The organism is Bradyrhizobium sp. HKCCYLR20261, assembly GCF_051168435.1.
Classification (GTDB): Bacteria; Pseudomonadota; Alphaproteobacteria; order Rhizobiales; family Xanthobacteraceae; genus Bradyrhizobium.
This window is the reverse complement of the sequence record NZ_JBNPUZ010000001.1, coordinates 476,493-502,990: the sequence shown is the minus strand read 5'-3', so window position 1 is coordinate 502,990 and position 26,498 is coordinate 476,493. Positions and strand designations below refer to the sequence as shown.

Annotated in this window: 24 protein-coding genes; 18 read left to right on the top strand and 6 right to left on the bottom strand. The window is 65.6% G+C overall.

What is annotated here, in order from left to right; genetic code table 11:
- Positions 1-2: 2 nt before the first annotated feature.
- Entirely contained in the window at positions 3-662 is a 660-nt protein-coding gene (locus ACQR1L_RS02315) for a DUF2865 domain-containing protein (RefSeq protein ID WP_434856298.1), read from the top strand.
- Positions 663-675: 13 nt separating this feature from the next.
- Here the strand turns inward: ACQR1L_RS02315 and ACQR1L_RS02310 are convergent, their stop codons facing one another.
- On the bottom strand, positions 676-2,769 hold the full coding sequence (locus ACQR1L_RS02310) for a methyl-accepting chemotaxis protein (protein WP_434856297.1): 2,094 nt from the start codon (positions 2,767-2,769) through the stop codon (positions 676-678).
- A 65-nt stretch (positions 2,770-2,834) separates the two neighbouring features.
- On the bottom strand, positions 2,835-4,928 hold the full coding sequence (locus ACQR1L_RS02305) for a methyl-accepting chemotaxis protein (RefSeq protein ID WP_434856296.1): 2,094 nt from the start codon (positions 4,926-4,928) through the stop codon (positions 2,835-2,837).
- A gap of 176 nt (positions 4,929-5,104) precedes the next feature.
- Here ACQR1L_RS02305 and ACQR1L_RS02300 point away from each other — a divergent pair, with 176 nt between their 5' ends.
- A complete protein-coding gene (locus ACQR1L_RS02300) occupies positions 5,105-5,260 on the top strand; it encodes a Thivi_2564 family membrane protein (protein ID WP_434856295.1) in 156 nt (51 codons plus the stop codon).
- Between the two features lie 64 nt (positions 5,261-5,324).
- Here the strand turns inward: ACQR1L_RS02300 and ACQR1L_RS02295 are convergent, their stop codons facing one another.
- Positions 5,325-7,499 carry a malate synthase G gene (locus tag ACQR1L_RS02295; RefSeq protein ID WP_434856294.1) on the bottom strand — a complete coding sequence of 725 codons (2,175 nt, stop codon included), beginning with the start codon at positions 7,497-7,499 and terminating at the stop codon, positions 5,325-5,327.
- 1,027 nt (positions 7,500-8,526) lie between these two features.
- Here ACQR1L_RS02295 and ACQR1L_RS02290 point away from each other — a divergent pair.
- The 3 genes from ACQR1L_RS02290 (at position 8,527) to ACQR1L_RS02280 (ending at position 9,604) form a co-directional block, all read left to right on the top strand.
- Complete coding sequence (locus ACQR1L_RS02290) at positions 8,527-8,883, top strand: type II toxin-antitoxin system RelE/ParE family toxin (RefSeq protein WP_434856293.1); 357 nt, start codon at positions 8,527-8,529, stop codon at positions 8,881-8,883.
- Positions 8,870-9,190 carry a helix-turn-helix domain-containing protein gene (locus ACQR1L_RS02285; RefSeq protein WP_434856292.1) on the top strand — a complete coding sequence of 107 codons (321 nt, stop codon included), beginning with the start codon at positions 8,870-8,872 and terminating at the stop codon, positions 9,188-9,190. The genes ACQR1L_RS02290 and ACQR1L_RS02285 overlap by 14 nt, the downstream gene beginning before the upstream one ends.
- Before the next feature lie 135 nt (positions 9,191-9,325).
- Positions 9,326-9,604: a hypothetical protein gene (locus ACQR1L_RS02280; RefSeq protein ID WP_434856291.1), complete on the top strand. Its 279-nt coding sequence runs from the start codon at positions 9,326-9,328 to the stop codon at positions 9,602-9,604.
- Positions 9,605-9,829: 225 nt separating this feature from the next.
- Here ACQR1L_RS02280 and ACQR1L_RS02275 read toward each other — a convergent pair whose 3' ends face one another.
- Positions 9,830-10,222 carry a hypothetical protein gene (locus ACQR1L_RS02275; RefSeq protein ID WP_434856290.1) on the bottom strand — a complete coding sequence of 131 codons (393 nt, stop codon included), beginning with the start codon at positions 10,220-10,222 and terminating at the stop codon, positions 9,830-9,832.
- 332 nt (positions 10,223-10,554) lie between these two features.
- Between ACQR1L_RS02275 and ACQR1L_RS02270 the strand changes: the two genes are divergently transcribed.
- The gene (locus ACQR1L_RS02270) at positions 10,555-11,541 is read left to right on the top strand and encodes a cytochrome-c peroxidase (protein ID WP_434856289.1); all 987 of its coding nucleotides are present in this window, start codon (positions 10,555-10,557) and stop codon (positions 11,539-11,541) included.
- A gap of 229 nt (positions 11,542-11,770) precedes the next feature.
- Here ACQR1L_RS02270 and cysC read toward each other — a convergent pair whose 3' ends face one another.
- Both cysC and cysD read right to left on the bottom strand, forming a co-directional pair.
- Positions 11,771-13,687, bottom strand: coding sequence for an adenylyl-sulfate kinase (gene cysC, locus ACQR1L_RS02265; protein ID WP_434856288.1), 1,917 nt, complete (start codon positions 13,685-13,687; stop codon positions 11,771-11,773).
- 17 nt (positions 13,688-13,704) lie between these two features.
- Positions 13,705-14,499, bottom strand: a complete 795-nt coding sequence (gene cysD, locus ACQR1L_RS02260; protein WP_434856560.1) for a sulfate adenylyltransferase subunit CysD — start codon at positions 14,497-14,499, stop codon at positions 13,705-13,707.
- 234 nt (positions 14,500-14,733) lie between these two features.
- Here cysD and cysG point away from each other — a divergent pair, with 234 nt between their 5' ends.
- From cysG to ACQR1L_RS02200, 12 genes are all read left to right on the top strand, one after another.
- Positions 14,734-16,164: a siroheme synthase CysG gene (cysG, locus tag ACQR1L_RS02255; protein ID WP_434856287.1), complete on the top strand. Its 1,431-nt coding sequence runs from the start codon at positions 14,734-14,736 to the stop codon at positions 16,162-16,164.
- Positions 16,165-16,479, top strand: coding sequence for a DUF2849 domain-containing protein (locus ACQR1L_RS02250; protein ID WP_434856286.1), 315 nt, complete (start codon positions 16,165-16,167; stop codon positions 16,477-16,479).
- A 10-nt stretch (positions 16,480-16,489) separates the two neighbouring features.
- Entirely contained in the window at positions 16,490-18,145 is a 1,656-nt protein-coding gene (locus tag ACQR1L_RS02245; RefSeq protein ID WP_434856285.1) for a nitrite/sulfite reductase, read from the top strand.
- Positions 18,132-18,650, top strand: coding sequence for a DUF934 domain-containing protein (locus ACQR1L_RS02240; protein ID WP_434856284.1), 519 nt, complete (start codon positions 18,132-18,134; stop codon positions 18,648-18,650). Before ACQR1L_RS02245 ends, ACQR1L_RS02240 begins: the two co-directional genes overlap by 14 nt.
- Complete coding sequence (locus tag ACQR1L_RS02235) at positions 18,647-19,375, top strand: phosphoadenylyl-sulfate reductase (protein WP_434856283.1); 729 nt, start codon at positions 18,647-18,649, stop codon at positions 19,373-19,375. Before ACQR1L_RS02240 ends, ACQR1L_RS02235 begins: the two co-directional genes overlap by 4 nt.
- 203 nt (positions 19,376-19,578) lie before the next feature.
- Complete coding sequence (locus tag ACQR1L_RS02230; protein ID WP_434856282.1) at positions 19,579-20,568, top strand: sulfate ABC transporter substrate-binding protein; 990 nt, start codon at positions 19,579-19,581, stop codon at positions 20,566-20,568.
- 43 nt (positions 20,569-20,611) lie between these two features.
- Positions 20,612-21,448 carry a sulfate ABC transporter permease subunit CysT gene (cysT, locus tag ACQR1L_RS02225; RefSeq protein WP_434856281.1) on the top strand — a complete coding sequence of 279 codons (837 nt, stop codon included), beginning with the start codon at positions 20,612-20,614 and terminating at the stop codon, positions 21,446-21,448.
- A gap of 10 nt (positions 21,449-21,458) precedes the next feature.
- The gene (gene cysW, locus ACQR1L_RS02220; protein WP_434856280.1) at positions 21,459-22,364 is read left to right on the top strand and encodes a sulfate ABC transporter permease subunit CysW; all 906 of its coding nucleotides are present in this window, start codon (positions 21,459-21,461) and stop codon (positions 22,362-22,364) included.
- Positions 22,354-23,391, top strand: a complete 1,038-nt coding sequence (locus ACQR1L_RS02215; RefSeq protein ID WP_434856279.1) for a sulfate/molybdate ABC transporter ATP-binding protein — start codon at positions 22,354-22,356, stop codon at positions 23,389-23,391. Before cysW ends, ACQR1L_RS02215 begins: the two co-directional genes overlap by 11 nt.
- Before the next feature lie 388 nt (positions 23,392-23,779).
- On the top strand, positions 23,780-24,298 hold the full coding sequence (locus tag ACQR1L_RS02210; protein WP_434856278.1) for a CAP domain-containing protein: 519 nt from the start codon (positions 23,780-23,782) through the stop codon (positions 24,296-24,298).
- A 146-nt stretch (positions 24,299-24,444) separates the two neighbouring features.
- Entirely contained in the window at positions 24,445-25,620 is a 1,176-nt protein-coding gene (locus tag ACQR1L_RS02205) for a DUF3734 domain-containing protein (RefSeq protein WP_434856277.1), read from the top strand.
- Between the two features lie 4 nt (positions 25,621-25,624).
- Complete coding sequence (locus ACQR1L_RS02200) at positions 25,625-26,416, top strand: 3-hydroxybutyrate dehydrogenase (RefSeq protein WP_434856276.1); 792 nt, start codon at positions 25,625-25,627, stop codon at positions 26,414-26,416.
- The last annotated feature ends 82 nt before the right edge of the window (positions 26,417-26,498 follow it).

Below are 26,498 nucleotides of genomic sequence, written 5' to 3'. Positions count from 1 at the left end.
TCATGACCCATCGACGGATCTTCGCTGCCATCGCGGTCGCAACCCTGGCCGGCGCAGGCGCATTGGCCGGTCCCACCAGCGCGGGCGCGCAGGACTTCTTCTCGCAGCTGTTCGGCGGCTTCAACGCGCCGCCGCGGCCGCAGCCCTACATTCGGATGCCGTTCGCCGACGAGGCGCCCGTACAGCGTCCGGCGCCGCGCGGCGATGTCACCTATCGCAGCGGCGGCAGCAGCAGCGTCGCCTGGTGCGTCCGCACCTGCGACGGCCGCTACTTCCCGCTCGGCGCCACCGGCGACCAGAGCAAGGAGGCGGCGTGCAACAGCTTCTGCCCGGCGTCCAAGACCGAGGTGGTCTATGGCAGCGCGATCGACAATGCCGAGACCGACGGCGGCAAGTCGTATTCGGCCCTGCCCAACGCCTTCAAGTACCGCACCGAGATCGTCGACGGCTGCACCTGCAACGGCAAGGACCATTTCGGCCTCGCCAAGGTGTCGATCGACAACGACCCGACTCTGCGCAAGGGCGACGTCGTCGCCAGCGACGATGGCCTCAAGGTCGCCAATCGCACCGGCTCCGGCAAGCGCGCCGAGCTGAACTTCTCGCCAGCGCCGGCCGCGCTGCGCGCGAAGTACGAGCGCGCGCCGGTGATGGCGTCGGACTGAGCCCGCGTAGCCGTCAGGCCGTGCGGATCTTGCCGAGGAAGTCCGTGACCTGATGGCCGAGGCTCCTGCTCTGGTGTTCGAGGGTCTCCGAGGCGCGCCGCACATTGTCCGCCGCCGCCGCCGCAGCGTCGGCGTCCGACTTCACGCCGGCGATGTTGTCGGAGACGTTCCTGGTGCCGTCTGCGGCGAACTGCGTGCTGCGCGAAATCTCCTGCGTCGCCGCGCCTTGCTCCTGCACGGCGGCGGCGATGGCGGTGGCGACCTCGTTTACCTCTCCGATGATGCCGCCGATGCGCTGGATCGCATCGATCGCGTCATTGGCGACGCGCTGGATGTCGGCGATCTGCTCGGAAATCTCGTCGGTCGCCTTCGCCGTCTGGCTTGCCAGGGTCTTGACCTCCGAGGCGACGACGGCGAAGCCCTTGCCGGCCTCGCCGGCGCGCGCAGCCTCGATGGTCGCGTTCAGCGCCAGGAGATTGGTCTGCGAGGCGATGCTGTTGATCAGGCCGACGACCTCGCCGATCCGGTTGGCCGACTGCGACAGGCCCTGAACGGTGCCGTCGGTCATGCGGGCCTGGTCGACGGCGCGGCTGGCAATGCCGGCGGCATGCGAGGCCTGCTTGCTGATATCGGCGATCGAGGCGTTCAGCTCCTCGGCGGCCGACGCCACCGTCTGCACGCTCATCGAGGCATCGCTCGAGGCCTTTTCGGCGACCTCGGCGCGGTCGTTGGTCTGCCGGGAGACGTTGGTCAGGCCGGCCGACGTCGCCTGCATGTCGGTCGAGGCGCGGCCGAGCTGCTCCAGGGATTGGCGCACCTGCCCTTCGAAAGCGGCGACATGGGCTTCGATCGTCCGCTGGCGCGTGGCGGTGGCGGCATTGCGCTCGCGCTCCTGGGCCTCGATCGCAAGCTTGTCCTGAGCCTGCTGCTTGAAGGTTTCGAGCGCGTGGGCCAAGGCGCCGATCTCGTCCTGCCGCTGCGTATAGCCGGTGTTGACGGCGAGATCGCCGGACGCCACCTTCAGCATCGCGTCGCGCATGGTGTGGAGAGGAATGATCACGTGCCGGCTGATGGCCATGTCGGCGGCAGCCGCGGCGATCATGGCCAGGATCAGCAGCGAAGATTGCAGCAGCAGCGAGCGCAGAGCTGCGGCATTCTGAGTGCTGGCCTGCTGTCTGGCCGCATCGAGGGCGGCTTCCGCGACCGTGATCGCGGTGGCCATGCGGCCGACCGCCAAGGGGCTCCATTGCGTGGTGGTGATCTCCGGCTTCTCACCCTTGGCGACGGCTGCAACGAGCCGGTCAGCGAGCCCGACATATTGCGGCTCGAAATAGGCGGTCTGCGCGGCCTGAAGGGCCGTCGAGAGGGCCGGCGGCAGCTCCATGCCGGTCGTCGAGAGCTGCAACGCGGTCCAGCTCGCCTCGGCGCCCCCCATGAGCTTCCGGTAAGCGAGCTGGTTCTCCGGCGAGATGCTTCCGCTGTTGATCGCATTGCCGACGATCGACGATGCCTCGCCCGCGACGCTGCGCAACAGCCAGGCAAACTGCTTGATCGAGAGCAGCTGATCGATGGCGGCGTCCTGGTGATTGACGCTCGTGACCAGCGCCGTGCTGATCTTGTCGAGCGTGGTCAGCAGCGTGGTGACCGTTTGCACGTAGTTGTCGGCCAGCGCCAGCCGGCGGGAGGATTTCGGCTTGGCGACCTCGCTCCAGAATTCGGTCTGATAGGCCAGGAGGGCCTTTTCGAGCCGTTCGAGCTCCGGAATGAGCGACTGGCTCTGTGCGAATTCGATCGCCGGCAGCAGTTCGCGGGCGCGCGCCAGCGCAGGCATTTCGGTGTCGCGCAGCGAGCGCACATATTTCTCGGCCGCCGGCTCCATCGCCTGGTCGGCATTGATCGCGCGCGGCGTGGTCGATCGGTCGCTGCGCAGATTGGTCATCGCGGTGAACAGGAACGCGGAAGCCTCCGTGACCTTGACGATGTTGCCGGTGACCTGCAGCCGCCGCCATGATTCCCAGGAATTCCAGGCGAAGGTGCCGATGACGATCAGGGCAGAAAATATGATCACCGTTTTGAGAACCGCGGCGACGGTGAAGCGACTAAGCATGGAATCCTCGAGTCTCTAGGGCGTTTCGCGTGTTCGTCTGCAGGATCGTCATCCCGATGGTCTCCTCAAGCCGCGCGAATCTTGCGGAGAAAATCCGTGACCTGATGGCCCAGGCTGCTGCTCTGGTGCTCCAGCGTCTCCGAGGCGTGGCGCACGTTCTCGGCCGCGGCGGCCGCAGCGTCGGCGTCCGACTTCACGCCGGCGATATTGTCGGAGACGTTCCTGGTGCCGTCGGCCGCGAACTGCGTGCTGCGCGAAATCTCCTGCGTCGCCGAGCCTTGCTGCTGCACGGCGGCGGCAATCGCGGTGGCGACCTCGTTGACCTCGCCGATGATGCCGCCGATGCGCTGGATGGCATCGATCGCGTCGTTCGCGACGCGCTGGATGTCGGCGATCTGCTCGGAAATTTCGTCGGTTGCCTTGGCGGTCTGGCTGGCGAGCGTCTTCACTTCGGAGGCGACGACGGCAAACCCCTTGCCGGCCTCGCCGGCCCGGGCAGCTTCGATGGTTGCATTCAGCGCCAGCAGGTTGGTCTGCGAGGCGATGTTGTTGATGAGCCCGACGACCTCGCCGATCCTGGTCGCGGATTGCGACAGTCCCTGCACCGTGCCGTCGGTCATGCGCGCCTGTTCGACGGCGCGGCTGGCGATTCCCGCGGCATGCGAGGCTTGCTTACTGATGTCGGCGATCGAGGCGTTCAGTTCCTCGGCCGCCGAGGCGACGGTCTGCACGCTCATCGACGCATCGTTCGAAGCCTTCTCGGCCACCTCGGCGCGGGCATTCGTCTGCCGCGAGACGTTGGTCAGCCCCGCCGACGTCGCCTGCATGTCGGTCGAGGCCCGCCCGAGCTGTTCCAAGGACCCGCGCACGAGCCCCTCGAACTCGGCGACATAGCTCTCGATCGTGCGCTGGCGCGCGGCAGTGGCGGCATTGCGCTCACGCTCCTGGGCCTCGATCGCGAGCTTGTCCTGAGCCTGCTGCTTGAACGTCTCCAATGCATTCGCCAGTGCGCCGATCTCGTCCTGCCGCTCGGTGTACCCGGTATCGACGCTGAGATCTCCGCCGGCGACTGCGAGCATCGCATCGCGCATCCGGCGCAGCGGCCGGATCACGCGGCGGTTGACGGCGGCAATCGCTGCGCCGCCCGCGATGATGGACACCAGCAGTATCGTGAGCTGCAGGATCAGCGCCTCCATCGCGGCGCCATGTTGCGCGCCGGAATATTCTCGCGCCGCCTCGAGCGCCGCCTCGGCGAGCGTGACCGCGCTGCTCATCTTGCCGACCGAGAACGGACTCCACTGATAGGGCGTCATCTCAGGCTTCTCGCCCTTCTGCAGTGCTCCCAGCAGGCGTTCGCGCAATCCGGTGTATTCGGCGGTGAAGTAGGCCTTCTCGGTATTCGTCATCGCCGCGGACAGCGCGGGCGACAGCTCCATGCCTGAGGCCGCGAGCTGAACGGCCTTCCAGCCTGCATCGATGCCGCCGACGAGCTTGTTGTAGGCCAGCATTGACTCCAGCGACACTTTGCCGGCCGTCAGGCCGTTGCTGACGATCAACGACGCCTCGCCGGCGGTGTTGCGCATCAGCCAGGCCATCTGCTTGATGATCAGCAACTGATCGACGGTCGCGCTCTGGTGATTGACGCTGGCCGCGGCACTCGTCGCGGTCTTGTCGAGCAGGATCAGCAGAGCGTCGAACGTCTCGCCATACTCCTTGGCCAGGCCGGCGCGGCGTGCCGGCTTCGGCTTGACGATCTCGGTCCAGAATTCGGAATGCTGGTTGGTCAGCGTCTTGTTGAGGCGCTCGAGCTCGGAAGCGAGGCTCGGCGCCCCGGTGAAGCTCATGCCCTGCAGCAGCTCCAGGCCATGGCTCAGGGCCGGCACATAGATCTCCCGGCCCGCGCGGAGAAACTTCTCGGTATCGGCATCCATGGCCTGATCCGCGTTCAAGACGCGGATCGTGGTCGAGCGGTCGCTGCGCATGCTGTTCATGGCCTTGAACATCACGGCGGAGAGATCAACGACGCGCGCAATCCGCTGAGCCGCTTGCAGCCTGTTCCAGGACGCCCATGCATTCAGTGAGAACACCACGATCACGGCGAGCGCGGCCATCACGATCACGGTCTTCAGCAGCGACGAAATAGTCAGGCGGTTCAGCATGTTCAGCTCCGATTCACCGCATCTGATCGTAAAGCGGTAAAGATCCGCATGACTGTTCGGTCCGTGAAACTACGGGGGTTGAATGCGCGGTCAGAGGTTCCGGACACGGAACCTCGCGCCTCCGAGCGGGTTGGGTCCCCAGCGCCAGCGCGTCCACCACTTGTCAGGGGCCCTTCATGCTCGTCAGTGCTCTCGTCACCTTTCTCGTCGTCATCCTCATTCTCTATCTAATCAACCTGTTGCCGCTCGACGGCCGGGCCAAGCAGATCTGCCGCGTCGTGGTCATCGTTCTCGGCGTGATCTCGCTGCTGAGGTACATCGCGGTGATATGATCCGGATCATGATACCGTCATTGGAACAAAAAAAGCCCCGGCCGATCGCCGGGGCTTTTCGTTGTCAGGCCTTTGCCTTCTCGCCTGCCTTGGCCTCGCGCCGCCGCGCGGTCAGGATGTATTCGGTGTAGCCGTTCGGCTGGGTCCGGCCTTCGAACACGAGATCGCACGCCGCCTTGAACGCGACGCCATCGAATGACGGCGCCATCGGCTGATACAGCGGATCGCCGGCGTTCTGCTTGTCGACGACGACGGCCATGCGCTTCAGCGAGTCCATGACCTGGTCCTTGCTGACCACGCCGTGATGCAGCCAGTTGGCGAGATGCTGGCTGGAGATGCGCAAGGTCGCGCGGTCTTCCATCAGGCCGACATCGTGGATGTCGGGCACCTTGGAGCAGCCGACGCCCTGGTCGATCCAGCGCACGACATAGCCGAGAATGCCCTGGCAGTTGTTGTCGATCTCCTGGCGGACGTCATCCGGCGCCCAGTTGGAGTTCGACACGGGGATGGTGAGGATGTCGCCGAGCTTGGCGCGCGGCCCGCCCTTCGTGAGCTCGTCCTGGCGAGCCTTCACGTTGACTTGGTGATAGTGCAGGGCATGCAAGGTCGCTGCGGTCGGCGAGGGCACCCAGGCCGTGGTGGCGCCCGCCTGCGGGTGGCCGATCTTCTGCGCCAGCATGTCCGCCATCTTGTCCGGCGCGGCCCACATGCCCTTGCCGATCTGCGCATGGCCGGGCAGGCCGTCGATCAGGCCCATGTCGACGTTCCAGTCTTCGTAGGCCTTTATCCAGGGCTGCGCCTTCATCTCGTTCTTGCGGATCATCGGACCCGCTTCCATCGAGGTGTGGATCTCGTCGCCGGTGCGGTCGAGGAAGCCGGTGTTGATGAAGACGATGCGCTTGGACGCCTGCTGGATGCAGGCCTTGAGGTTGACCGTGGTGCGGCGCTCCTCGTCCATGATGCCGACCTTCATGGAATTCTCGGGCAGGCCGAGCAGCTTCTCGACGCGCGCGAACAACTCGACCGTCAGCGCGACCTCGTCCGGGCCGTGCATCTTCGGCTTGACGATGTAGATTGAGCCGGTGCGGCTGTTCTTGACCTTGGAGTTGCCCTTGAGGTCGTGGATCGCCAGCAGGCCGGTGACGGCGGCATCGAGGATGCCTTCCGGAATCTCCTCGCCGTCGGCGCCGAGCACGGCGTCGGTGAACATGTGGTGTCCGCAGTTGCGGATCAGCAGCAGGCTGCGGCCGTGCAAAGTGAGCGTGCCGCCGGACGGCGTCGTGTAGCTGCGGTCGCTGTTCAAGGCGCGGGTCAGCGTCTTGCCACTCTTCTCGAAATCGGCCGACAGCGTGCCGTTCATCAGGCCGAGCGTGTTGCGATAGACCAGAACCTTGTCCTCGGCGTCGACGGCGGCGACCGAGTCCTCCATGTCGAGGATGGTCGAGACCGCGGCCTCGAGGATCATGTCGGAGACGCCGGCCGCATCGTCCTTGCCGATGACGTGGCTGCGGTCGATCACGACCTCGATGTGCAGGCCGTTGTTGGCGAGCAGGATCACCCTCGGTGCGTCGGCCGAGCCCTGGTAGCCGGCGAACTGGTCGGCATTCTTCAGCGCGGTGGCATTGCCGCTCTTCAGCTTCGCTGCGAGCTGGCCGGCGATGACGCTGTAGGCGGTGACGTCGGTGTGGCTGCCGGTGGCGAGCGGCGCGGCGGCGTCGAGGAACGCCTTCGCCTTGGCGATCACCTTGTCGCCCCTGGCCTTGTTGTAGCCGCGGCCGCCCTCGCTCGGATCATGCGGGATGGCGTCGGTGCCGTAGAAGGCGTCGTACAGCGAGCCCCAGCGCGCATTGGCGGCGTTCAGCGCATAGCGGGCATTGGTCAGCGGCACCACCAGCTGCGGGCCGCAGATCTTGCCGATCTCTTCGTCGACATTGGCGGTCTCGACCTTGTGGGTCGCGGGCTCGGGCAGGAGGTAGCCGATCTCCTTCAGGAACGCCGTGTAGGCGCCGAGGTCGAACGCCTTGCCCTTGTTGGCGAGGTGCCAGGCGTCGATCTTGTCCTGCAGCGCGTCGCGGACTTTGAGCAGCTCGCGGTTTTTGGGGCCGAGATCGCGCAGGAGCGCGGCCAGCCCGGCCCAGAACGCGTCCGGATCAATTCCCGTCTTGGGGGCCGCCTCCTTGGCGATGAAGTCGAACAGAACCGGGGCGATCTTCAGTCCATGGGCGTCGATACGGGTCATGATGAGACGTTTCTCTCGGGTCAAAGCGACGTTGCGCGTGTTCTGGCATGCTGAAATGGCCGCCTGCGACGGGCGGCGTGTGCAGTGCATTTAACGCCAAAGCGGGGGCCAAGGAAGGGGGGAGGGGGGTATCGCCGTTGGTCGGGGGAGGGGCGCGGCGGGGTCGGTCTGGGCGCTTCCGGAACAACCCGCGCCTGCCGCATGCGATCCTGCCGCCGCCTCCACGGCTGTCATCCCGGGTCCGCCGCCACGCCGGAACTGTCGCCATTATCTCCGCTGTCATCACCCGCGAAAGCGGGTGATCCAGTACGCCGCGACCTCTCGTGGGCCTCACTGCCGACTCTGGAATACTGGATCGCCCGGTCAAGCCGGGCGATGACGGCTGTGGGTGGGGATGCGGCGGCGCACTCACGGGGATGGTCGCTCATCGAAATCATAACTCATGCGAACCCATCCTCGCGGCGCCAGATCGCGTCCGAGCTTTGCTTTTGCTCGCCCCTCGATCACGAGAGGCGCAGGGAAGGCCGGGTGCAGGCTGCACCCATGGCCCGCCTGCAGAAAAAAATGCAGGCGGCAGTCACCACAGGTACGAGCCGGACATCCGGCCTTCCCTGCGCGATGGATTGACGGTTGCTCCGTGGTCTCCCCGGTGCGCCGGGCTTTCTGGTCACCGTTGCCCACGCAGCGCGTTGGCGCTTCGCAGACGTGGCATCAGCATCGGGATGCCAGGACCCCACGGCTTGGCCGTGCGCCCCGGGACTGTCCGTCGACATGATTGCTCACGCCGCAGCCCAAAGCGCCCACCGCATCCCGCACCCGACGTCCGTGACGGCCGCGAACTGTCCCTCGTGTGGGACGGGATGGGCAGAGATAAACATGATTTCCGAAAAAAAGAAAGAAGAATATTTTTCGCCACGGGACTGGACAGGGCAAATCAGGTTGATGCGGTTCAGAAATTCTGTTTTGACGCATTGGCTATCGGTGTTGAAAGGTGTAGCACCTAGTGCTACACTAAGGTTGATCTGCTATGCCCGTTTTCAAGACAGCATGGTTCTCGAAAGCAGCGCGCAAGGCGCGCATCAGGGATGATGAGCTTTGTGAGGCCATCCGGGAGGTCATGCTGGGGCAGGCTGACGATCTCGGAGGGGGCGTCTTCAAAAAGCGTCTGAACAAAAATTTGCATCGGAGCATCATCCTGGCAAAGAGTGGCCGCCGGTGGATCTACGCGTACCTCTTTGCGAAGAAGGACAGGGCGAACATCGGGGATGATGAGCTGGAGGACTTCCGAATGCTCGCAAAGGGCTATGCCGCTTTGGACAACATACAACTCGCTCAGCTTCTGGCGGACGGGGACCTGATGGAGATCTGTCGTGAAGAAGAATAGGTTCCGGTCCGACCTCTCGGAGGCGCTGCATTCGTCTGCGGCAGCGCTGCACAAGGTTGGCGCGCTCGACAAGGCGACGATGAGAGACTTCGATGCCCGACATTTGGTTGTCGCCGACGAGCTGAAGCCTGCCCAGATCAAGAAGATCCGCGAGGCGAACAAGGTCAGCCAGCCCGTATTCGCCCGCTACCTCAATACGAGCGAAAGCACCGTCGAGAAATGGGAGAGCGGTGCCAAGCGACCGAGCGGCATGGCGCTAAAGTTGCTCACTGTTGTTCAAAAGCACGGATTGAAGATCCTGGGTTGAGTAAGGTCGTTCTACAGACCTGACCAGTGCTCAGGGTGAGCCAAGCGAAGGCGCATCGCGAATCAGCGGCATGCCTAACATGGGCTCTCGCGACGAGAAGCTGCCCGTCTGACATCGTATTCGGAGCGTACATCGATGGCTCGTCTGACTGACCGAGATCAATTTGATCTTCTGCTGCCGGAAGATGCGTATCGTGCCGAGCTATTGGGCCAGCTCGACCGCGTCTGCCCGAGCGGATCGATCTATCATGTGTTGAAATTGATCCCCGAGCAGTGCGAAGACGTCTACACGATCCTCGTCGACGACCACACCGTCGCAAGCTTCGACGTGCCCCGTGGGGGGACGGCCGATGGCTTTGACGGCGGTAGAGATTCAGAGCTTCGCGGACTATCGAAACCAGATCGGCCAAGGTAAGGAGCGCATCAAGCTGCAACGCGCAGCCCAGCACGCCCGAGAGATGATCGACAAAGGGAGAGCGTAGGGTGGGCAAAGCCGGGCCTGCGCGTCGCGCGGGAGCGGCGTGCCCACCGCATGCTTTCTCGGCGTGAAACGGTGGCCACGCGCTGCCTCCGGCGTCGCTTTGCCCACCCTACGGCACGGTTGCATGCGCATCGGCGGACCACGCTTCCGTCTTCCGCATCAACTGCCCGTCACCGCCGCCACCCGCCTTCGCTCATTGGCATGCTCGTTGTCGTATTTGACGCGGGCGCGCTGCTCGGGGGTGACGCAGACGATGTCGCCGGCATAGGCCTCGCGCCAGACATAGCCGGGGATGCAGGCCTTGGGGCCGTTGCTGCGGTCGGCGTAGTTGATGCGGTTAGGCGCCTGGCGATTGTCGTTCGCGGCGCGGCTGCGCTGATCATAGGTCACGCAGGTGCGGTCGCCGGGATAGGCCTGGCGCCAGACGAAGCCGGCCTTGCAGCCGTCCGGCGGATAGAGGCGGCCCGCCTGGGTGTGGGTCATCCCGCTCAGCACGGACATCGACAGCAGCATGACAACCAAGACGATGTTGGTGGTGCCGAAACGTCCCATGGGTCCCTCCGTGAGTACAACGCATGCGGCCGGTGATTGCCGCTCAGCCGGGGCTGTCGCTGCGCGCGGCTCGACAGCGCCGCCGTCAGCGATACGCTCACGTTTAGAAATCGCGGGCTGCGCCGACCGTGACGCGGATCACGCAATGGGGTGAGGCCGCGTTTGATCCCTCGAGCGCCGGAGCCAACAACAGCAACTCATGCGGGGCGAGGCACGGCGGTTGTGCGGCGGCCGGCGCACCCGCGCCGATTCAATGCCGCCGCGCAGTCCTACTTCGGACTTAAAAAATTTCGATAACGACTCGCATCTGGTGGGGTGCGGGGAGTGGTGTCATGGCGTTCACTGGGCTGCGGTCGGTCGTCCTGTGTCTCGGACTACTCACCTTGCCCGCGCTCGCGGCCGACAAGTCGGTGACGCCGTATCTCTCCGTGGTGCCGGAGCAGCCGAGCCTGCTGCAGCGGCTGGCGTCGGTGCTGCGACCCAAGCCGGTGCGGGCGGCCGAGCCCGCACACAAGGCCGCGCCTCGTCATGTCGCCAGCGTGGCCAAGAAGAGCAAGGCTCCGCCTGCCGCTGCGGCGACGGAGACGCCGGCGTTGTCCACGACCGTCGGCGCGGCGATGACCTCTCCAGCGCAACTCTCCGAGGCCGACCTCGCCGCCAAGGGCCTCGCGCTGTTCAACGATGCGAGCCTGTCGGGCGGCAGCAAGGCGTCCTGCGCCACCTGTCACTTCTCGACCGGCCACACCAACAACAAGACCTATGTCGGCCTCGATGTGGTTGCGGACGGCGATCCCAACGGCCGCAACACGCCGACCCTGTGGGGAGTCGGCGAACGCTCGGTGTTCGGCTGGCAGGGCCAGGCCGCGACGCTCGAGGACAGCATCCGCGGCATCATCGTCAACCGCATGAAGGGGCCGGAGCCGTCGAAGGAAACCCTGGCGGCGCTCATCGCCTATGTGAAGACGCTGAACTATCCGGCGAACTGGCAGGTCAGGGAGGACGGCACGCCGCGCGAGGATGCCAGCCCAGCGGTGAAGCGCGGCTTCGAGCTCTATGTCGGCGACGGCGGCTGCGGCACCTGCCATCAGCTCCCGAGCTTCGACAAGAAGAGCAAGGACGACATCGGCACCGGCGGCAAGTTCAAGGTGCCGACCCTGCACGCGGCCGCATCGACCGCGCCGTATTTCCATGACGGCCGCACGGCCTCGCTGCGCGACGCGGTCAAGCTGATGTGGGAGTTCTACGCCAAGAAGATGGAATCGCGGCTGCCGACGGAGGCCGAGCTCGATGATCTCACGGCGTATGTGGGGGCGCTGTGACGCGCGTTAGAGCAGTCTCATTCGCAACTCGACCCGCGCGAACCCTCAACCCTCTCCCTGAGGAGCCCGCCCTGAGGCGGGCGTCTCGAAGGGCGAGGCCCCGATGCGGGCCTCATGGTTCTCAAGGCGATGCGAGAGCATCGCCTGAACGCGCCGCCTTGGGCAGCTGTCGCGGAGAGGCTGCGGAGTAAGGCGCTCCTCACCATGAGGGGCAACAGCGGCCTTCGCCTCAGATATTCGCGCCGAGATCGGCGATGTCGTCGAACAGCACGCCAGTCCGGGAGAGCAGCGCTTCGAGCTCGTCGGTGGCGTCGGCGATGCCGCGGGTGGCGGTGTCGAGCACGAGCTCGGCGTCCAGCGGCGGCTCGTAGTCGTTGCCGATGCCGGTGAAGTTCGACAGCGCGCCGGCGCGGGCCTTGGCATAGTGGCCCTTGGGATCGCGGCTCTCGCAGATCTCCGCCGCCGTGGCGACGTAGACCTCGCGGAACAGGTCGCCGGCGATGCGGCGGGCGGCGGCGCGGTCCTCGCGCGCGGGCGACACCGCGGCGACGATCGCGATGTGGCCGTTGCGGGCGAGATGCGTCGCGACCTCGGCGAGGCGGCGGATGTTCTCGGCGCGATCCTCCGGCGTGAAGCCGAGATCCTTGTTCAGGCCGGCGCGCACGGTGTCGCCGTCGAGCAGCACGGGCGCGCCGCCGCGGCCGAACAGCCGCCGCTCCAGCGCGCGCGCCAAGGTCGACTTGCCGGCGCCCGGCAGGCCAGTCATCCAGACCACCGCGCCCTTGTGGCGGTAGCGGTCGGCACGCTCCTGCGGCTGCAGCGCCGATTCCACCGGAATGATGTCGACGGGCGCGGCGCGCTTGCCCGCGGCGATCGACAGCACGAGACCACCGCCGGCGATCCGGCCCTGCACCTCGATGACGAGGCGGCCGGTGCGCGCGTTCTCGGTATAGGGATCGACGGCGACCGGCTGGGTCAGCGCGATCTCGATCTCGCCGACATGGTTGCGCGCGATCGCATTGTTTTCCTCGTTCGAGAGCGAGCCGGGATCGACGGCCTTCTCGATCGCGACCACGCTGCCGCGCGCCTCGCGAGTGCCGAGCCGCACCAAAATGTTGTCGCCCTTGGCGAGCGGCTGGTCGTGCAGCCAGAAGATGCGGGCATGCAGCCGGCGCGCCGCCTGGGGCTCGCGGCCGACATGGGCGATGATGTCGCCGCGCTCGATGAACAGCTCGCGGTCGAGCGTGATGCCGACCGAGCGACCGGCGCCTTGCGCTGATGTGACCGGCGTCTGCGGCCAGCCCTCGACGGTCTTGATCTTCGCGATCTTGCCGGCCGGCATGATCACGATCTCGTCGCCGGAGCGCAATTCGCCCGCCTCGACGCGGCCGGCGACGATGCGGCGGTCGTCGAACTTGTAGATCGCCTGCACCGGCAGGCGCAGCGGCAGGCTCGACAGCGGCTTCGCCGGCTCCAGGCCGTCAAGCGCCTCGACCACGGTCGGGCCGTTGTACCAGCCGATCCGCGAGGTCAGCTCGGCGACGCCGTCGCCGTCGCGCGCGGAGATCGGGATGACCGCGACCGGCCTGACGCCGAGGCCCTGGAGATGCGCCGAGATCTCGGCCTTGATGTCGTTGAAACGCGCCTCGCCGAAATCGACGCGGTCCATCTTGTTGACGACGACCGCGACTTGGCGAACGCCGAGCAGATGCAAGAGATAGCCGTGGCGGCGGGTCTGGTCGCGGACGCCTTCGAGCGCGTCGATGATCAGCACCGCGCCGTCGGCCTGCGAGGCGCCGGTGATCATGTTGCGCAGGAACTCGGCGTGGCCGGGCGCGTCGATCAGCACGACCTCGCGCGCATTGGTGCGGAAGCGGATCTGCGTGGTGTCAATGGTGATGCCCTGGTCGCGCTCGGTCTGCAGCGCGTCGAGCAGGAACGACCATTCGAACGGCATGCCGCGGCGGGCCGAGACGGCCTGCAGCATGTCAAGCTTGCCGTCGGGCAGGCTGCCGGTCTCATGCAAGAGGCGGCCGACCAGGGTCGACTTGCCGTGATCGACATGGCCGACGATGACGATTGAGACCTGCGGACGGCTGGTGCCGTTCGGCGTGGCGGGAGCTGCGGCCGGGACTCTCATGTTCATGATCCTCGCGCCCCGCTTCAGAGATAGCCGGCGACGCGCAGACGCTCGAAGGCGTCCTCGGTCTCATGGTCGAGCGCGCGGCCGGCGCGCTCCGGCACCTTGGTGCTTTCGAGCTCGGCGAGAATTTCCGCGATGTTCGACGCATTCGACGCGACGGGGAAGGTGATGTCCTGGTCGCCGAGCGAGCGATAGCGCTTGCCGTTCTTGGACAGATACAGCGGGATGATCGGAATGTTCTCGCGCGCGGTGTAGGCCCAGATGTCGGCCTCGGTCCAATGCAGGATCGGATGGATGCGCAAATGCGCGCCCTGCGGCGGCGAGGCGTTGAAATGATCCCAGAACTCCGGCGGCTGGTCGCGCACGTCCCAATTGCCCTCGGCGCCGCGCGGCGAGAAGACGCGCTCCTTGGCGCGCGTCGCCTCCTCGTCACGGCGGATGCCGGCGATCAGGCCGTCAAAACCGTGCTTGGCGAGGGCCATCTTCAGGCCCTCGGTCTTGCGCGCGGCGGAGCGCGCGGCCGGCGGCAGGGTCGGATCGACGGCATCGATCGGCGGGCACGGCTCGACGCGGAGATCGAGGCCCCATTCCTGCGCGTAGGTGTCGCGGAAGGCGTACATCTCCGGAAACTTCTTGCCGGTATCGACATGCATGGCCGGGAACGGCACGCGGCCGAAGAAGGCCTTGCGCGCCAGCCAGATCATCACGTTGGAATCTTTTCCCAGCGACCACAGCAGCGCGAGCTTCTTCAGCCGTGCAAAGGCCTCGCGGAGAATGTAAATGCTCTGCGCCTCCAGCTGGTCGAGATGATCCATGGTCGGCGCGGCACCGAGGACACGCGGCATGGAAGATGCTTGATCCAGCTCGGAAGAGGGCAACCGGTCTCTGGAAACGTCGTTGGTGAGAATGTGCATGCTGTCAGCCATCGCCTGCTTGGGAGAAAATTCTATGGCGAAGCCAAGAAATAATTTTCTCTTTACGTCCGCGCCGTGACACTTATATAGAAAATAATTCCAGTCAACCCCGAAGAGTCGAAGCCGAAGAACGCAATGCAATATCTGCCGGTGTTTCTCGATCTGAAGACCGGCCCCGTGCTGCTGATCGGCGCGGGCGAGCTCGTGCGCGCCAAGCTGAGAGTCTTGCTGTCCGCGGGGGCCCGCATCCGCTGGTTCGCGACCGATGGCGACTTCGATCTCGGGGGGTTGCACGACGATCATGGCCAGATCACGCGCGCCGAGGGCGACCCGCTGACGACGGATCTCTCGGGTGTGATTGCCGTGCTGTGCGCCGGCGCGGGCGACGTCGGCGTGGCGATGTCGGCGCGGGCGCGCAGCGTCGGCCTGCCCGTCAACGTGATGGACGACCTCGCGCATTCCAGCTTCATATTTCCGGCGATCGTCGATCGCGGCGACGTCGTGGTGGCGATCGGCACCGGCGGCTCGTCGCCGGTGGTCGCGCGCCGCGTGCGCGAGCGCATCGAGGCGCTGCTGCCGGCGCGGATCGGCGAGCTCGCGGGCTTCATCGGCGACTTCCGCAAGATCATCAATCCGCTGATCGCCGAGATGCCGCTGCGCCGCCGGTTCTGGGAGCGCGTCGTCGACGGCCCGATCGGCGCGCTGGTGCTGGCGGGGCGCAAGCAGGAAGCCGAGGCGGCGCTGAACGGCATCGCCGATCTCACCGCGTTCGCGGGGGCCGATCATGCCGGCCGCAGCGAGGGGCATGTGACCCTGGTCGGCGCCGGTCCCGGCGATCCCGATCTTCTGACCATCAAGGCGCTGCGCGCGCTGCAGGACGCCGACGTCGTGTTCTACGACGAACTGGTGACGCCGGAGATTCTCGACCGCATTCGCCGCGACGCCTCGCGCGTGCCGGTCGGTCGCCGCGTCGGCAAGCCCGGCATCGGCCAGGACGCGGTCAACAAGCTGCTGATCGACGCCGCGCGTGAAGGCAAGCGTGCCGTGCGCCTGAAGGGCGGCGACGCCTACGTGTTCGGCCGCGGCGGCGAGGAGGTCGACGCGCTGCGCAACGCCGGCGTGTCCTACACCATCGTGCCCGGCATCACCGCCGGCATCGGCGCCGCCGCGCAGTTCGAGGTGCCCCTGACGTTCCGCAGCAAGGCGCTGCGCATCACCTTCCTCACCGCGCACAAGGAGCGCGATGCCGAGGCGGTCGACTGGTCGGTGCTGACCGACACCAAGATGACCGTCGTCGTCTACATGGGCATGACCGCAGCACCGGCGGTGCGCTCCGGCCTGCTCGCCGCGGGCCGTTCGCCGCAGACGCCGGTCGGCGTGTTCGCGCGCGTGACCCGCCCCGATGCGCAGGCCGCGGTCGGCACGCTCGATCAGTTGCCGGATCTCGTCGCCAAGATCGATGGCGGTCCGGCCATTCTCATCATCGGTGACGTCGTGGCGCATTCGGCGCCGTGGCGTCAGCAGAATCTCAGTGGCGTGATTGCAAAACTCCTGGAACCCGTCTGAATGACCTCCCCGCTGCAACAGAAGATCAAGATCACCGGTCCCTCGATCGTCACCGCGAACCGCACGTGGGACGGCGCCGTCATCTACCGCACTGGCGCCAAAAGCTGGTCGGACGAGCTCAAGGACGCTGCCATCGTGCGCACCGCCGACGAGGCGCGCGCGCTGCTGACGGAGGCGGTCGCCGATGATCTCAATGCGATCGGGTCCTATATCGCACCTGTCGAGATCGCCGCCGACGGCGCGGTCAAGCCCGGCAACATGCGCGAACACATCCGGCTGACGGGCGCCACCATCGCGCTCCCGGCTCAAGCCTGAAGGCCTTCTCATGTATGCTTATGACGAAATCGACCGCACTTTGGTCAACGAGCGCGTTGCAGAATTCCGCGACCAGGTGAAGCGGCGGCTCTCGGGCGAATTGTCCGAGGACGAGTTCAAGATGCTGCGGCTGCAGAACGGCGTGTATCTCCAGCTGCACGCCTATATGTACCGCATCGCGATTCCTTACGGCACGCTGTCGTCGGAGCAGCTGCGCCGGCTGGCGCATGTCGCGCGGCGTTACGACCGCGGCTATGGCCACTTCACGACCCGGCAGAACATCCAGTTCAACTGGATCAAGCTCGCCGAGCTGCCGGATGCGATGGCCGATCTCGCCGAAGTCGGCATCCAGTCGATGCAGACCTCCGGCAACAACATGCGCAACGTCACCTCGGACCAGTGGGCCGGCGTCGCGCCGGGCGAGGTCGAGGATCCCCGCATCTGGGCCGAGCTGCTGCGCCAGTTCACGACGCTTCACCCGGAATTCTCGTTCCTGCCGCGCAAGTTCAAGATCGCGATCACCGCGTCCGAGCATGATCGCGCCGCGATCAAGATCCACGACATCGGCCTGCGTCTGAAGAAGAACGAGCAGGGCGAGACCGGCTTCGAGGTGCTGGTCGGCGGCGGCCTGGGACGCTCGCCCTTCATTGCCAAGACCATCAAGCCGTTCGTGCACGGCCATGACATTCTCAGCTATGTCGAGGCGATCCTGCGCGTCTACAATCAGTACGGCCGCCGCGACAACATCTACAAGGCGCGCATCAAGATCCTGGTGCACGAGCTCGGCATCGAGAAGTTCGCCGCCGAGGTCGAGGAGGAATGGCAGCAGATCCGCGACGGCGTGCTCAAGCTCGATGAGGGGATCATCGAGGACATCCGTTCGCGCTTCTTCTATCCGGCCTACGAGTCGCTGCCGCACATGCCGGACGAGCTCAAGCAGGCCGCGGCCGATCCGAAGTTCGAGGCCTGGCGCAAGAACTCGGTGTTTCCGCACAAGGTGCAGGGCTATGCCATCGCCGTTGTGTCGCTGAAGCCTATCGGTAAGCCGCCGGGCGATGCGACCGCCGACCAGATGGATGCGCTCGCCGCCATCGCCGACAAATATTCGTTCGGCGAGATCCGCGTCGGCCATGAGCAGAATTTGGCGCTGCCGCATGTTCGCAAGCGCGATCTGCCGGCGGTGTGGAAGGCGCTCGAGGATGCCGGTCTGGCGATCCCGAACGTCAATCTCGTCTCCGACATCATCGCCTGCCCGGGCCTGGACTATTGCTCGCTGGCGAATGCGCGCTCGATTCCGATCGCGCAGGAGATCACGCGCCGTTTCGCCAACCACGACACCGCCAACCTGATCGGCCGGCTGCACATCAACATCTCCGGCTGCATCAATGCCTGCGGCCATCATCATGTGGGTCACATCGGCATCCTCGGCGTCGAGAAGAACAACGAGGAATTTTACCAGATCACGATCGGCGGCCGCGCCGACGAGGGCGCCGAGCTCGGCACCCTGATCGGTCCCGCGGTGCCCTACGCCGAAGTGGCCGATGTCGTCGAGGACATCGTCGAAGCCTATCTTGCGCTACGCGCGCGCCCTGAGGAGCTGTTCGTCGACACGGTGAAGCGACTCGGGGTCGAACCATTCAGGGAGCGGGTTTATGCCACTCGTTAAAGGCGGACACATCGTTGCGGACGAGTTCGTCCGCGTCACCGAGGACGCCGAGTTGCCGGCAGAGGGCGCAATCCTCGTCTCCGAGACGCGCTTTCTCGCCGGCCCCGATGCGCTCGTGAGCCGCGCCGGCGGCAAGCTCGGCGTGATCTGGCCGAACAATCGCGACGTCGACGACCTCGTGCCCTATCTCGACCGGCTCGCGCTGGTCGCGCTGGTGTTCCCGAGTTTTCGCGATGGCCGCGCCTATACCCAGGCGCGTCTCTTGCGCGAGCGCTACGGCTATCGCGGCGAGCTGCGCGCCACGGGGCAGGTGCTACGCGACCAGTTCGTGTTCATGCTGCGCGCCGGCTTCGACGCCTTCGACGTCAAGAAGCAGGCGGATGCCGAGGCCTTCACCGAGACCGTGAAGCGCTATTCGGTGTTCTATCAGCCGGCTGGCGACGGGCGGATCTCCGCGCTGCATCAGCGCCTGCAACTGCGTCATTCGGAGCGCGCCGGGCTGTGAGCACGCTGGCCGCATCACCTTCGAACGGAGAGACGTCGGTTGCGGCGCTCGACGCCGCGTTGCGCAACGCGACGCCGCAAGAGGTGATCGCCGCCGCGCTGCAGGAGATCGGCCGCGAGCGGCTTGCGGTGGTCTCCTCCTTCGGCTCGGAGTCGGCGGCCCTGCTGAAAGTGACCGCTGATGTCGATCCGGCCATTCCCGTCATCTTCCTCGATACCGGGCACATGTTCGCCGAGACGCTGGCCTATCGCGACCAGCTGATCGAGATCCTTGGCCTCCGTGACGTCCGCTCGATCAAGCCCGATGCGGCCGCGCTGGCGCGCGAGGATGCCGACAACGATCTGTGGTTCTCCGATCCCGATGCCTGCTGCCGCATCCGCAAAGTCGAGCCGCTGGCGCGCGCGCTGGCGCCGTTCGCGGCCTGGATCAATGGCCGCAAGCGTTTCCAGGGCGGCCTGCGCGCCGCGATTCCCGTCGTCGAGCAGGACGGCGCGCGGGTGAAGTTCAACCCGTTCGCCAACGCCAGCCGCGAGGACATCGCGGCGATCTATCAATCTGCCAACCTGCCGCAGCATCCCCTGGTCGCCGCCGGCTTCCGCTCGATCGGCTGCATGCCCTGCACCAGCCGTTCGGACACCGGCGAGGACGAGCGCGCCGGACGCTGGCGCGGCCGCGGCAAGACCGAATGCGGCATCCACACGGTCGCGACGTCGGCGGTCTCGTAGCAATCGTTGCCCCTTGTTCGGCTGCGAGGACGACATTGTGTCACGGCGAAGAACGTCTATGCCAATGCCGGGCGCATCGTAAGCAAAATGCTGATGCTCGGCCGGAAACAAGAAAATCCGGTTCCGTTGACTCTGACGTACACATCCGGCGATCTGAGGTGCGTGCGCCTGCAACATCGCGGGCCTGGAAATGGAGAGCTTGGATGATGCGGCGTGTTCTGGCTGTGGTCGCGGGCCTCGCATGGGCGGGATCGGCCTATGCGGCTGACGTGAACCTGCTCAACGTGTCCTACGATCCGACGCGTGAGCTCTATGTCGAATTCAACAAGGCGTTTGCCGCGAGCTATCAGAAGGAAACCGGCAAGTCGGTCGAGATCAAGCAGTCGCATGGCGGCTCGGGCGCGCAGGCGCGCAGCGTGATCGATGGCCTGCAGGCCGACGTCGTCACTTTGGCGCTGGCCTACGACATCGACGCCATCGCCAACAAGGGACTGCTCGACAAGGAGTGGCAGAAGCGGCTGCCGCAGAACGCCTCGCCCTACACCTCGACCATCGTGTTCCTGGTGCGCAAGGGCAACCCGAAGGGCATCAAGGACTGGGACGATCTCCTGAAGTCCGGCGTCGACGTCATCACCCCGAACCCGAAGACCTCCGGCGGCGCGCGCTGGAACTATCTGGCCGCCTGGGGCTATGCGCTGAAGAAGACCGGCTCGGCCGACAAGGCCAAGCAGTTCGTGGCCGACCTCTATAAGCACGTTCCCGTGCTCGACACCGGTGCCCGGGGCGCCACCGTCACCTTCGTGGAACGCGGCGTCGGCGACGTGCTGCTGGCCTGGGAGAACGAAGCTTATCTGGCGCTGAAAGAGTTCGGTAAGGAAAAGTTCGAGATCATCTCGCCGTCGCTGTCGATCCTGGCAGAACCGCCAGTTGCCGTCGTCGACACGGTCGTGGCCAAGAAGGGCACGCAGGCGGCCGCCGAAGCCTATCTGAAGTACTGGTATACGAAGGACGGCCAGGAAATCGCCGCACGCAACTTCTATCGTCCGCGTGATTCCGACGTCGCCAAGAAGTACGCCGAGTCGTTTGCCAAGGTCGACCTGTTCACGATCGATGATGTGTTCGGCGGCTGGACCAAGGCTCAGAAGGAGCATTTCGGCGAAGGCGGGATTTTCGATCAGATCTACAAGAACTGATTGTCCGGTCGGACGTCAGAGCTGGAATGAGCCGGGTGGCTAATTGAGCGTACTTGCACCACGACGCAGCACCTTGCCGGGCTTCGGTCTCACCATGGGACTGACGCTGACCTGGCTGTCCCTGATCGTCCTCATTCCCCTCGCCGGGCTGTTCGTGCGCTCGACGGATCTCAGCCTGGCGCAGTTCTGGGACATCGTCACCAGCCGGCGCACGCTCAGCGCGCTGAAGATCTCGTTCGGGCTGTCGTTCGCGGCGGCCTGCGTCAATCTCGTGATGGGCACGATCGTGGTCTGGGCGCTGGTGCGCTACCGCTTCCCCGGCCGGCGGCTGTTCGACGCCATCGTCGACGTGCCGTTCGCGCTGCCGACGGCGGTCGCCGGCGTGGCGCTCACGGCGCTGTTCGCGCAGAAGGGCTGGCTCGGCGCGCCGCTGGCCGAGCTCGGCATCAAGGTGGCGTTCACGCCGCTCGGCATCTTCATCGCGATGATCTTCATCGGCATCCCCTTCGTGGTCCGCACCGTGCAGCCGGTGCTGATCGATCTGGATCCGGAGATCGAGGAGGCGGCGGCGAGCCTCGGCGCCAGCCGCTGGCACATCGTCACCAAGGTCATCCTGCCGAGCCTGACGCCGGCCTTGCTGACCGGATTCGCGCTCGCCTTCGCCCGCGCGGTCGGCGAGTACGGTTCCGTGATCTTCATCGCCGGCAACCTGCCGAACGTGTCCGAGATCGCGCCGCTTCTCATCGTCATCCGCCTGTCGGAGTTCCGCTATGCCGACGCCACGGCCATTGCAGTGGTCATGCTTGTGGTAGCATTCGTGATCATCTTTGCGGTGAATCGCCTGCAGCGCTGGGCCCAGGCCCAGGCGCCGTCAACGTGAGGGCCGCGGCATGAGCATCGAAATGACCCTGCAACAGACGCGCGACGCCACGGCAGCGCACAGCCATGCCGCAACGGCCGCCCGGCGCGATCCGCGCGCCGAGCCGCGCTTCGTGCGCATCGCGATCATCACGCTTGCTATCGGGTTCCTGTCGATCTTCGTCGTGCTGCCGCTGGTCGTCGTGTTCGTCGAGGCGTTCGGCAAGGGTATTACGGCCTATTTTTCCGCCCTGGCCGACCCCGAGGCCTGGTCCGCCATTCGCCTGACGCTGGGTGTCGCTGCGGTGTCGGTGGGCACCAACCTGGTGTTCGGCCTCGCTGCCGCCTGGGCGATCGCGAAGTTCGAGTTTCCCGGCAAGACCTTCCTGATCACCTTGATCGACCTGCCGTTCTCGGTCAGCCCCGTCATCTCCGGCCTGGTCTTCGTGCTGCTGTTCGGCGCGCAGGGCTTCTTCGGCCCCTGGCTGCAGAGCCATGGCCTGCAGATCCTGTTCGCCTTCCCCGGCATCACGCTCGCCACCATCTTTGTGACCTTCCCGTTCGTGGCGCGCGCGCTGATCCCGCTGATGCAGGAGCAGGGCACGCAGGAGGAGGAGGCCGCGATCTCGCTCGGCGCCTCGGGCCTGCAGACCTTCTTCCGCGTCACCCTGCCCAACATCAAATGGGGCGTGTTGTACGGCGTCCTGCTCTGCAATGCGCGCGCGATGGGCGAGTTCGGCGCGGTGTCGGTGGTGTCGGGCCACATCCGCGGCGAAACCAACACGATGCCGCTCTTGGTCGAGATTCTCTACAACGAGTACCAGATGGTGGCCTCGTTCGCGATCGCCTCGCTGCTCGCGATGCTCGCGCTGATCACGCTGATCGCCAAGACCATTCTCGAACGCAACATCGACGAGGACATGCCTCATGACCATTGAAGCGAGGGGCGTCGTCAAGACCTTCGGCGCATTCAAGGCGCTCGACGGCGTCGATCTCAAGGTCGCCAATGGCGAGCTGCTGGCGCTGCTCGGTCCGTCCGGCTCGGGCAAGACGACCTTGCTGCGCATCATCGCCGGCCTCGAATGGCCCGATGCCGGCGAGATCCTGTTCGACGGCGAGAACGCGCTGGATCGCGGCGCGCGCGAGCGCCATGTCGGCTTCGTGTTCCAGCACTACGCGCTGTTCCGCCACATGAGCGTGTTCGAGAACGTCGCCTTCGGCCTGCGCGTGCAGCCGCGCAGCATCCGCAAGAGCGAAGCGCAGATCCGCGCGCGTGTGAAGGAGCTGCTCGATCTCGTGCAGCTCGACTGGCTCGCGGACCGCTATCCGAGCCAGCTCTCCGGCGGCCAGCGACAGCGTATTGCGCTGGCGCGTGCGCTCGCCATCGAGCCGCGCATCCTGCTGCTCGACGAGCCGTTCGGCGCGCTCGACGCCAAGGTGCGCAAGGAGCTGCGGCAATGGCTGCGCACCCTGCATCATTCGATCAACGTCACCTCGATCTTCGTCACCCACGATCAGGAGGAGGCGCTCGAGGTCGCGCATCGCGTCGTGGTGATGGACAAGGGCCGCATCGAGCAGGTCGGCTCGCCGAACGACGTCTATGACAGCCCCGCGACGGCCTTCGTGCACGGCTTCATCGGCGAGTCGATCATGCTGCCGGTCGAGGTCACCGGGGGCGCGGTGCATCTCAACGGCCGGCCGCTCGACATTGCCGCGGAGGGCGCCGCCGCGGGCGCCTCCACCTTGTTCGTGCGGCGTCACGACATGCTGATCGGCCCGGCGGACAGCGGCACCCTGCATGGCGCGGTGACCCACGTCCGCAGCTTCGGCCCGGTGCAACGCGCCGAGATCGCGCTGACCGAAGGCTCCACCATCGAGATCGATGCCCCCCGCGACCGCGAACTCCGCATCGGCGACCGCATCGGGCTCAAGCCGCGGCATTATCGGATTTTTGCGGGCGGGTAGGGCCGGTCGAGCTCGGCTTCTACCGGCAGGTCGTTAGTCCAAGTCTGCGAGAAAAACATTCGCTGTCGTCCCGGACAAACCCGGCAACGCGTCAGCGTTGGCGGGCGCCGATCCGGGACCCATACTCCGTGCAGCTTGTTTGGGGCAGGCTGGAGCGGCATCGCGTCTCGCCACATCCGCCGCGGCGTATGGGTCCCGGCTCGGAGGCCGGGACGACAGCGGGAATGTGGCGTCGTCTTTGGCTTGACCGAAGCGTGCTTATGGTTGACCAACCCTTACCCGGCCGACTCGGCTCCAATTGTACCGATGGAACTTACCGTCGATTCACCTTTCAGCCACGGTTGATGTGCAACAACCCGCCTCTCGTCTTCGCATAGGGACCGGTTCATTGACGCGTCTGGCTATCGCTCTTCCTATCGCTCTCCTGCTCGCTGGCTGCGCGGCTGATACGCCGGCTGTCGTGCAGGCGCCGACCATGTACGCCGACATGGCGGTCGCGGGGGCGAGGCTCGATGCGGTCGCCGCGGCGACGATGATCTCACAATATCGTCAGAACAACGGGCTCGGCACCGTCGAGGTCGATCCCGAGCTGATGCGGCTTGCGGAGTCGCAGTCGCAGGCGATGGCCGACAAGAACAAGCTCGATCACGACGTGCGCGCGCCACTGGCTAAGCGCCTGACCGGCGCGGGCTATGATGCCGTCGTCGCGGTCGAGAACGTGTCGGCGGGCTATCATACCCTGGCGGAAGCCTTTTCTGGCTGGCGCGATTCGCCGCCTCACCGCGCCAACATGCTGAAGAACGGTGTCACAAAAATAGGCATCGCCGCGAGCTATGCTCCGAATACGAAATACAAGGTCTTCTGGACCATGATCCTCGCCGCTCCCGACGGCAAGAAGCCGTCCTGACAGGCACGCCGCTGCTCCCTGCATGGGCGGTGACCTGTCCGGTTTGGCCCCATGGCTGGCCGGAGGCGACCTATGCCGGAGGTTGATTTGACGTTATCAGCAAGTCACGCCACGCTGGCGCCACTGCTGATAACCGATCGATTGACATGAATCATCATTCGCTGCCGGCTCCGCCGACAACTCCCTCTGATGCCAAGCGCGTGCTCGTCCTGCAGGGCGGCGGCGCGCTCGGCTCCTATCAGGCCGGTGCCTATCAGGCGCTGTGCCATTTCGATTTCGAGCCCGAATGGGTCGCCGGCATCTCGATCGGCGCGATCAATTCCGCGATCATCGCCGGCAACGAGCGCGAGAAGCGCATCGAGCGCCTCAAGGAATTCTGGCACATGGTGTCCTCGCCGGTGCCGTGGAAGCCGCTGCTCAACGGCGATCATCACCGCTCGGCCTTCAACGAGGCGAGCGCCGCGCTGATCGCGGCGTTCGGCGTGCCCGGCTTCTTCACGCCGCGTTTCCCACCGGCACCGCTGTGGCCGGCCGGCACGCCGCAATCGGTGAGCTATTACGACACCGCGCCGCTGAAGAAGACGCTGGAGCGGCTGGTCGATTTCGATCGCATCAACGATTGCAGGACGCGGCTGTCGGTCGGCGCCGTCGGCGTCACCACCGGCAACTTCACCTATTTCGACAATGTCGAATTCAAGAAGCAGGGCAAGCGCATCGGCCCGGAGCACATCATGGCCTCGGGCGCGCTGCCGCCGGGCTTCCCGCCGGTCGAGATCGACGGCGAGCACTACTGGGACGGCGGCATCGCCTCCAACACGCCGCTCGACTACGTGCTCGACATCGGGGCCGATCGTGATCTCCTGATCTTCCAGGTCGATCTGTTCTCCGCGCGCGGTGACCTGCCGCGCACCTTGTTGGAGGCCGCCGAACGCGAAAAGGACATCCGCTATTCCAGCCGGACGCGGATGAACACCGACAAGAACCGCATGATCCACAACACCCGCAAGGCGTTCCGCGAGCTCTATGCCAAGCTGCCTGACGAGCTGCGCAACGATCCGTCGCTGGAGATCCTGTGCAAGGCGGCGCAGGAGAACACGGTCACGGTCGTGCATCTGATCTATCGCAGCAAGAACTACGAGACGTCCTCCAAGGACTACGATTTTTCCCATGTCGCGATGGTCGAGCATTGGGAGGCGGGCGTGCGCGACGTGCACTCGTCGATGCGCCACAAGGACTGGCTGGAACGGCCGCAGTCCGGCGAAACCATGGTGACCTACGATCTCACGCAGGACGGCAACCTTGCCGCCGCCAAGAAGGAGTGAAGTTATGACGACGAATTTGAAGGGCAAGACCGCGGTGGTCACCGGTTCGACCAGCGGCATCGGGCTTGCGATCGCGCGCGGTTTCGCCTCGGCCGGTGCCAACATCGTGCTCAACGGCTTCGGCGCTGCCGCCGATATCGAGAAGGAGCGCGCGGCGATCGAGAGCGAGTTCAAGGTGAAGGCCGTGCATTCGCCGGCCGACATGAGCAAGCCGGCCGAGATCGCCGGCATGATCGCGCTCGGCGAGAGCACGTTCGGCTCGGTCGACATCCTCATCAACAATGCCGGCATCCAGTTCGTCTCGCCGGTCGAGGAGTTTCCGCCGGAGAAGTGGGAGCAGATCATCGCGATCAACCTGTCCTCGGCGTTCTACGGCATTCACGCCGCCGTGCCCGGCATGAAGAAGCGCGGCTGGGGCCGCATCATCAACACGGCGTCCGCGCACTCGCTGGTCGCCTCGCCGTTCAAGTCGGCCTATGTCTCGGCCAAGCATGGCATCGCCGGTCTCACCAAGACGGTGGCGCTGGAGCTTGCGACCCACAAGATCACCTGCAACTGCATCTCGCCGGGCTATGTCTGGACGCCGCTGGTCGAGAAGCAGATCCCCGACACCATGAAGGCGCGCAACCTCACCAAGGAGCAGGTCATCAACGACGTGCTGCTGGCCGCGCAGCCGACCAAGGAGTTCGTCACCGTCGACCAGGTCGCCGCCCTCGCGCTGTTCCTGTGCAGCGACGAAGCCGCGCAGATCACCGGCACCAACCTGTCGATCGACGGCGGTTGGACCGCGGCGTAGCTTTGTTTGATGGGAGCGGAGCCTGCTTCACCCACACCGTCATCGTCCGCGCAGGCGGACGATCCAGTATTCCAGAGACGGC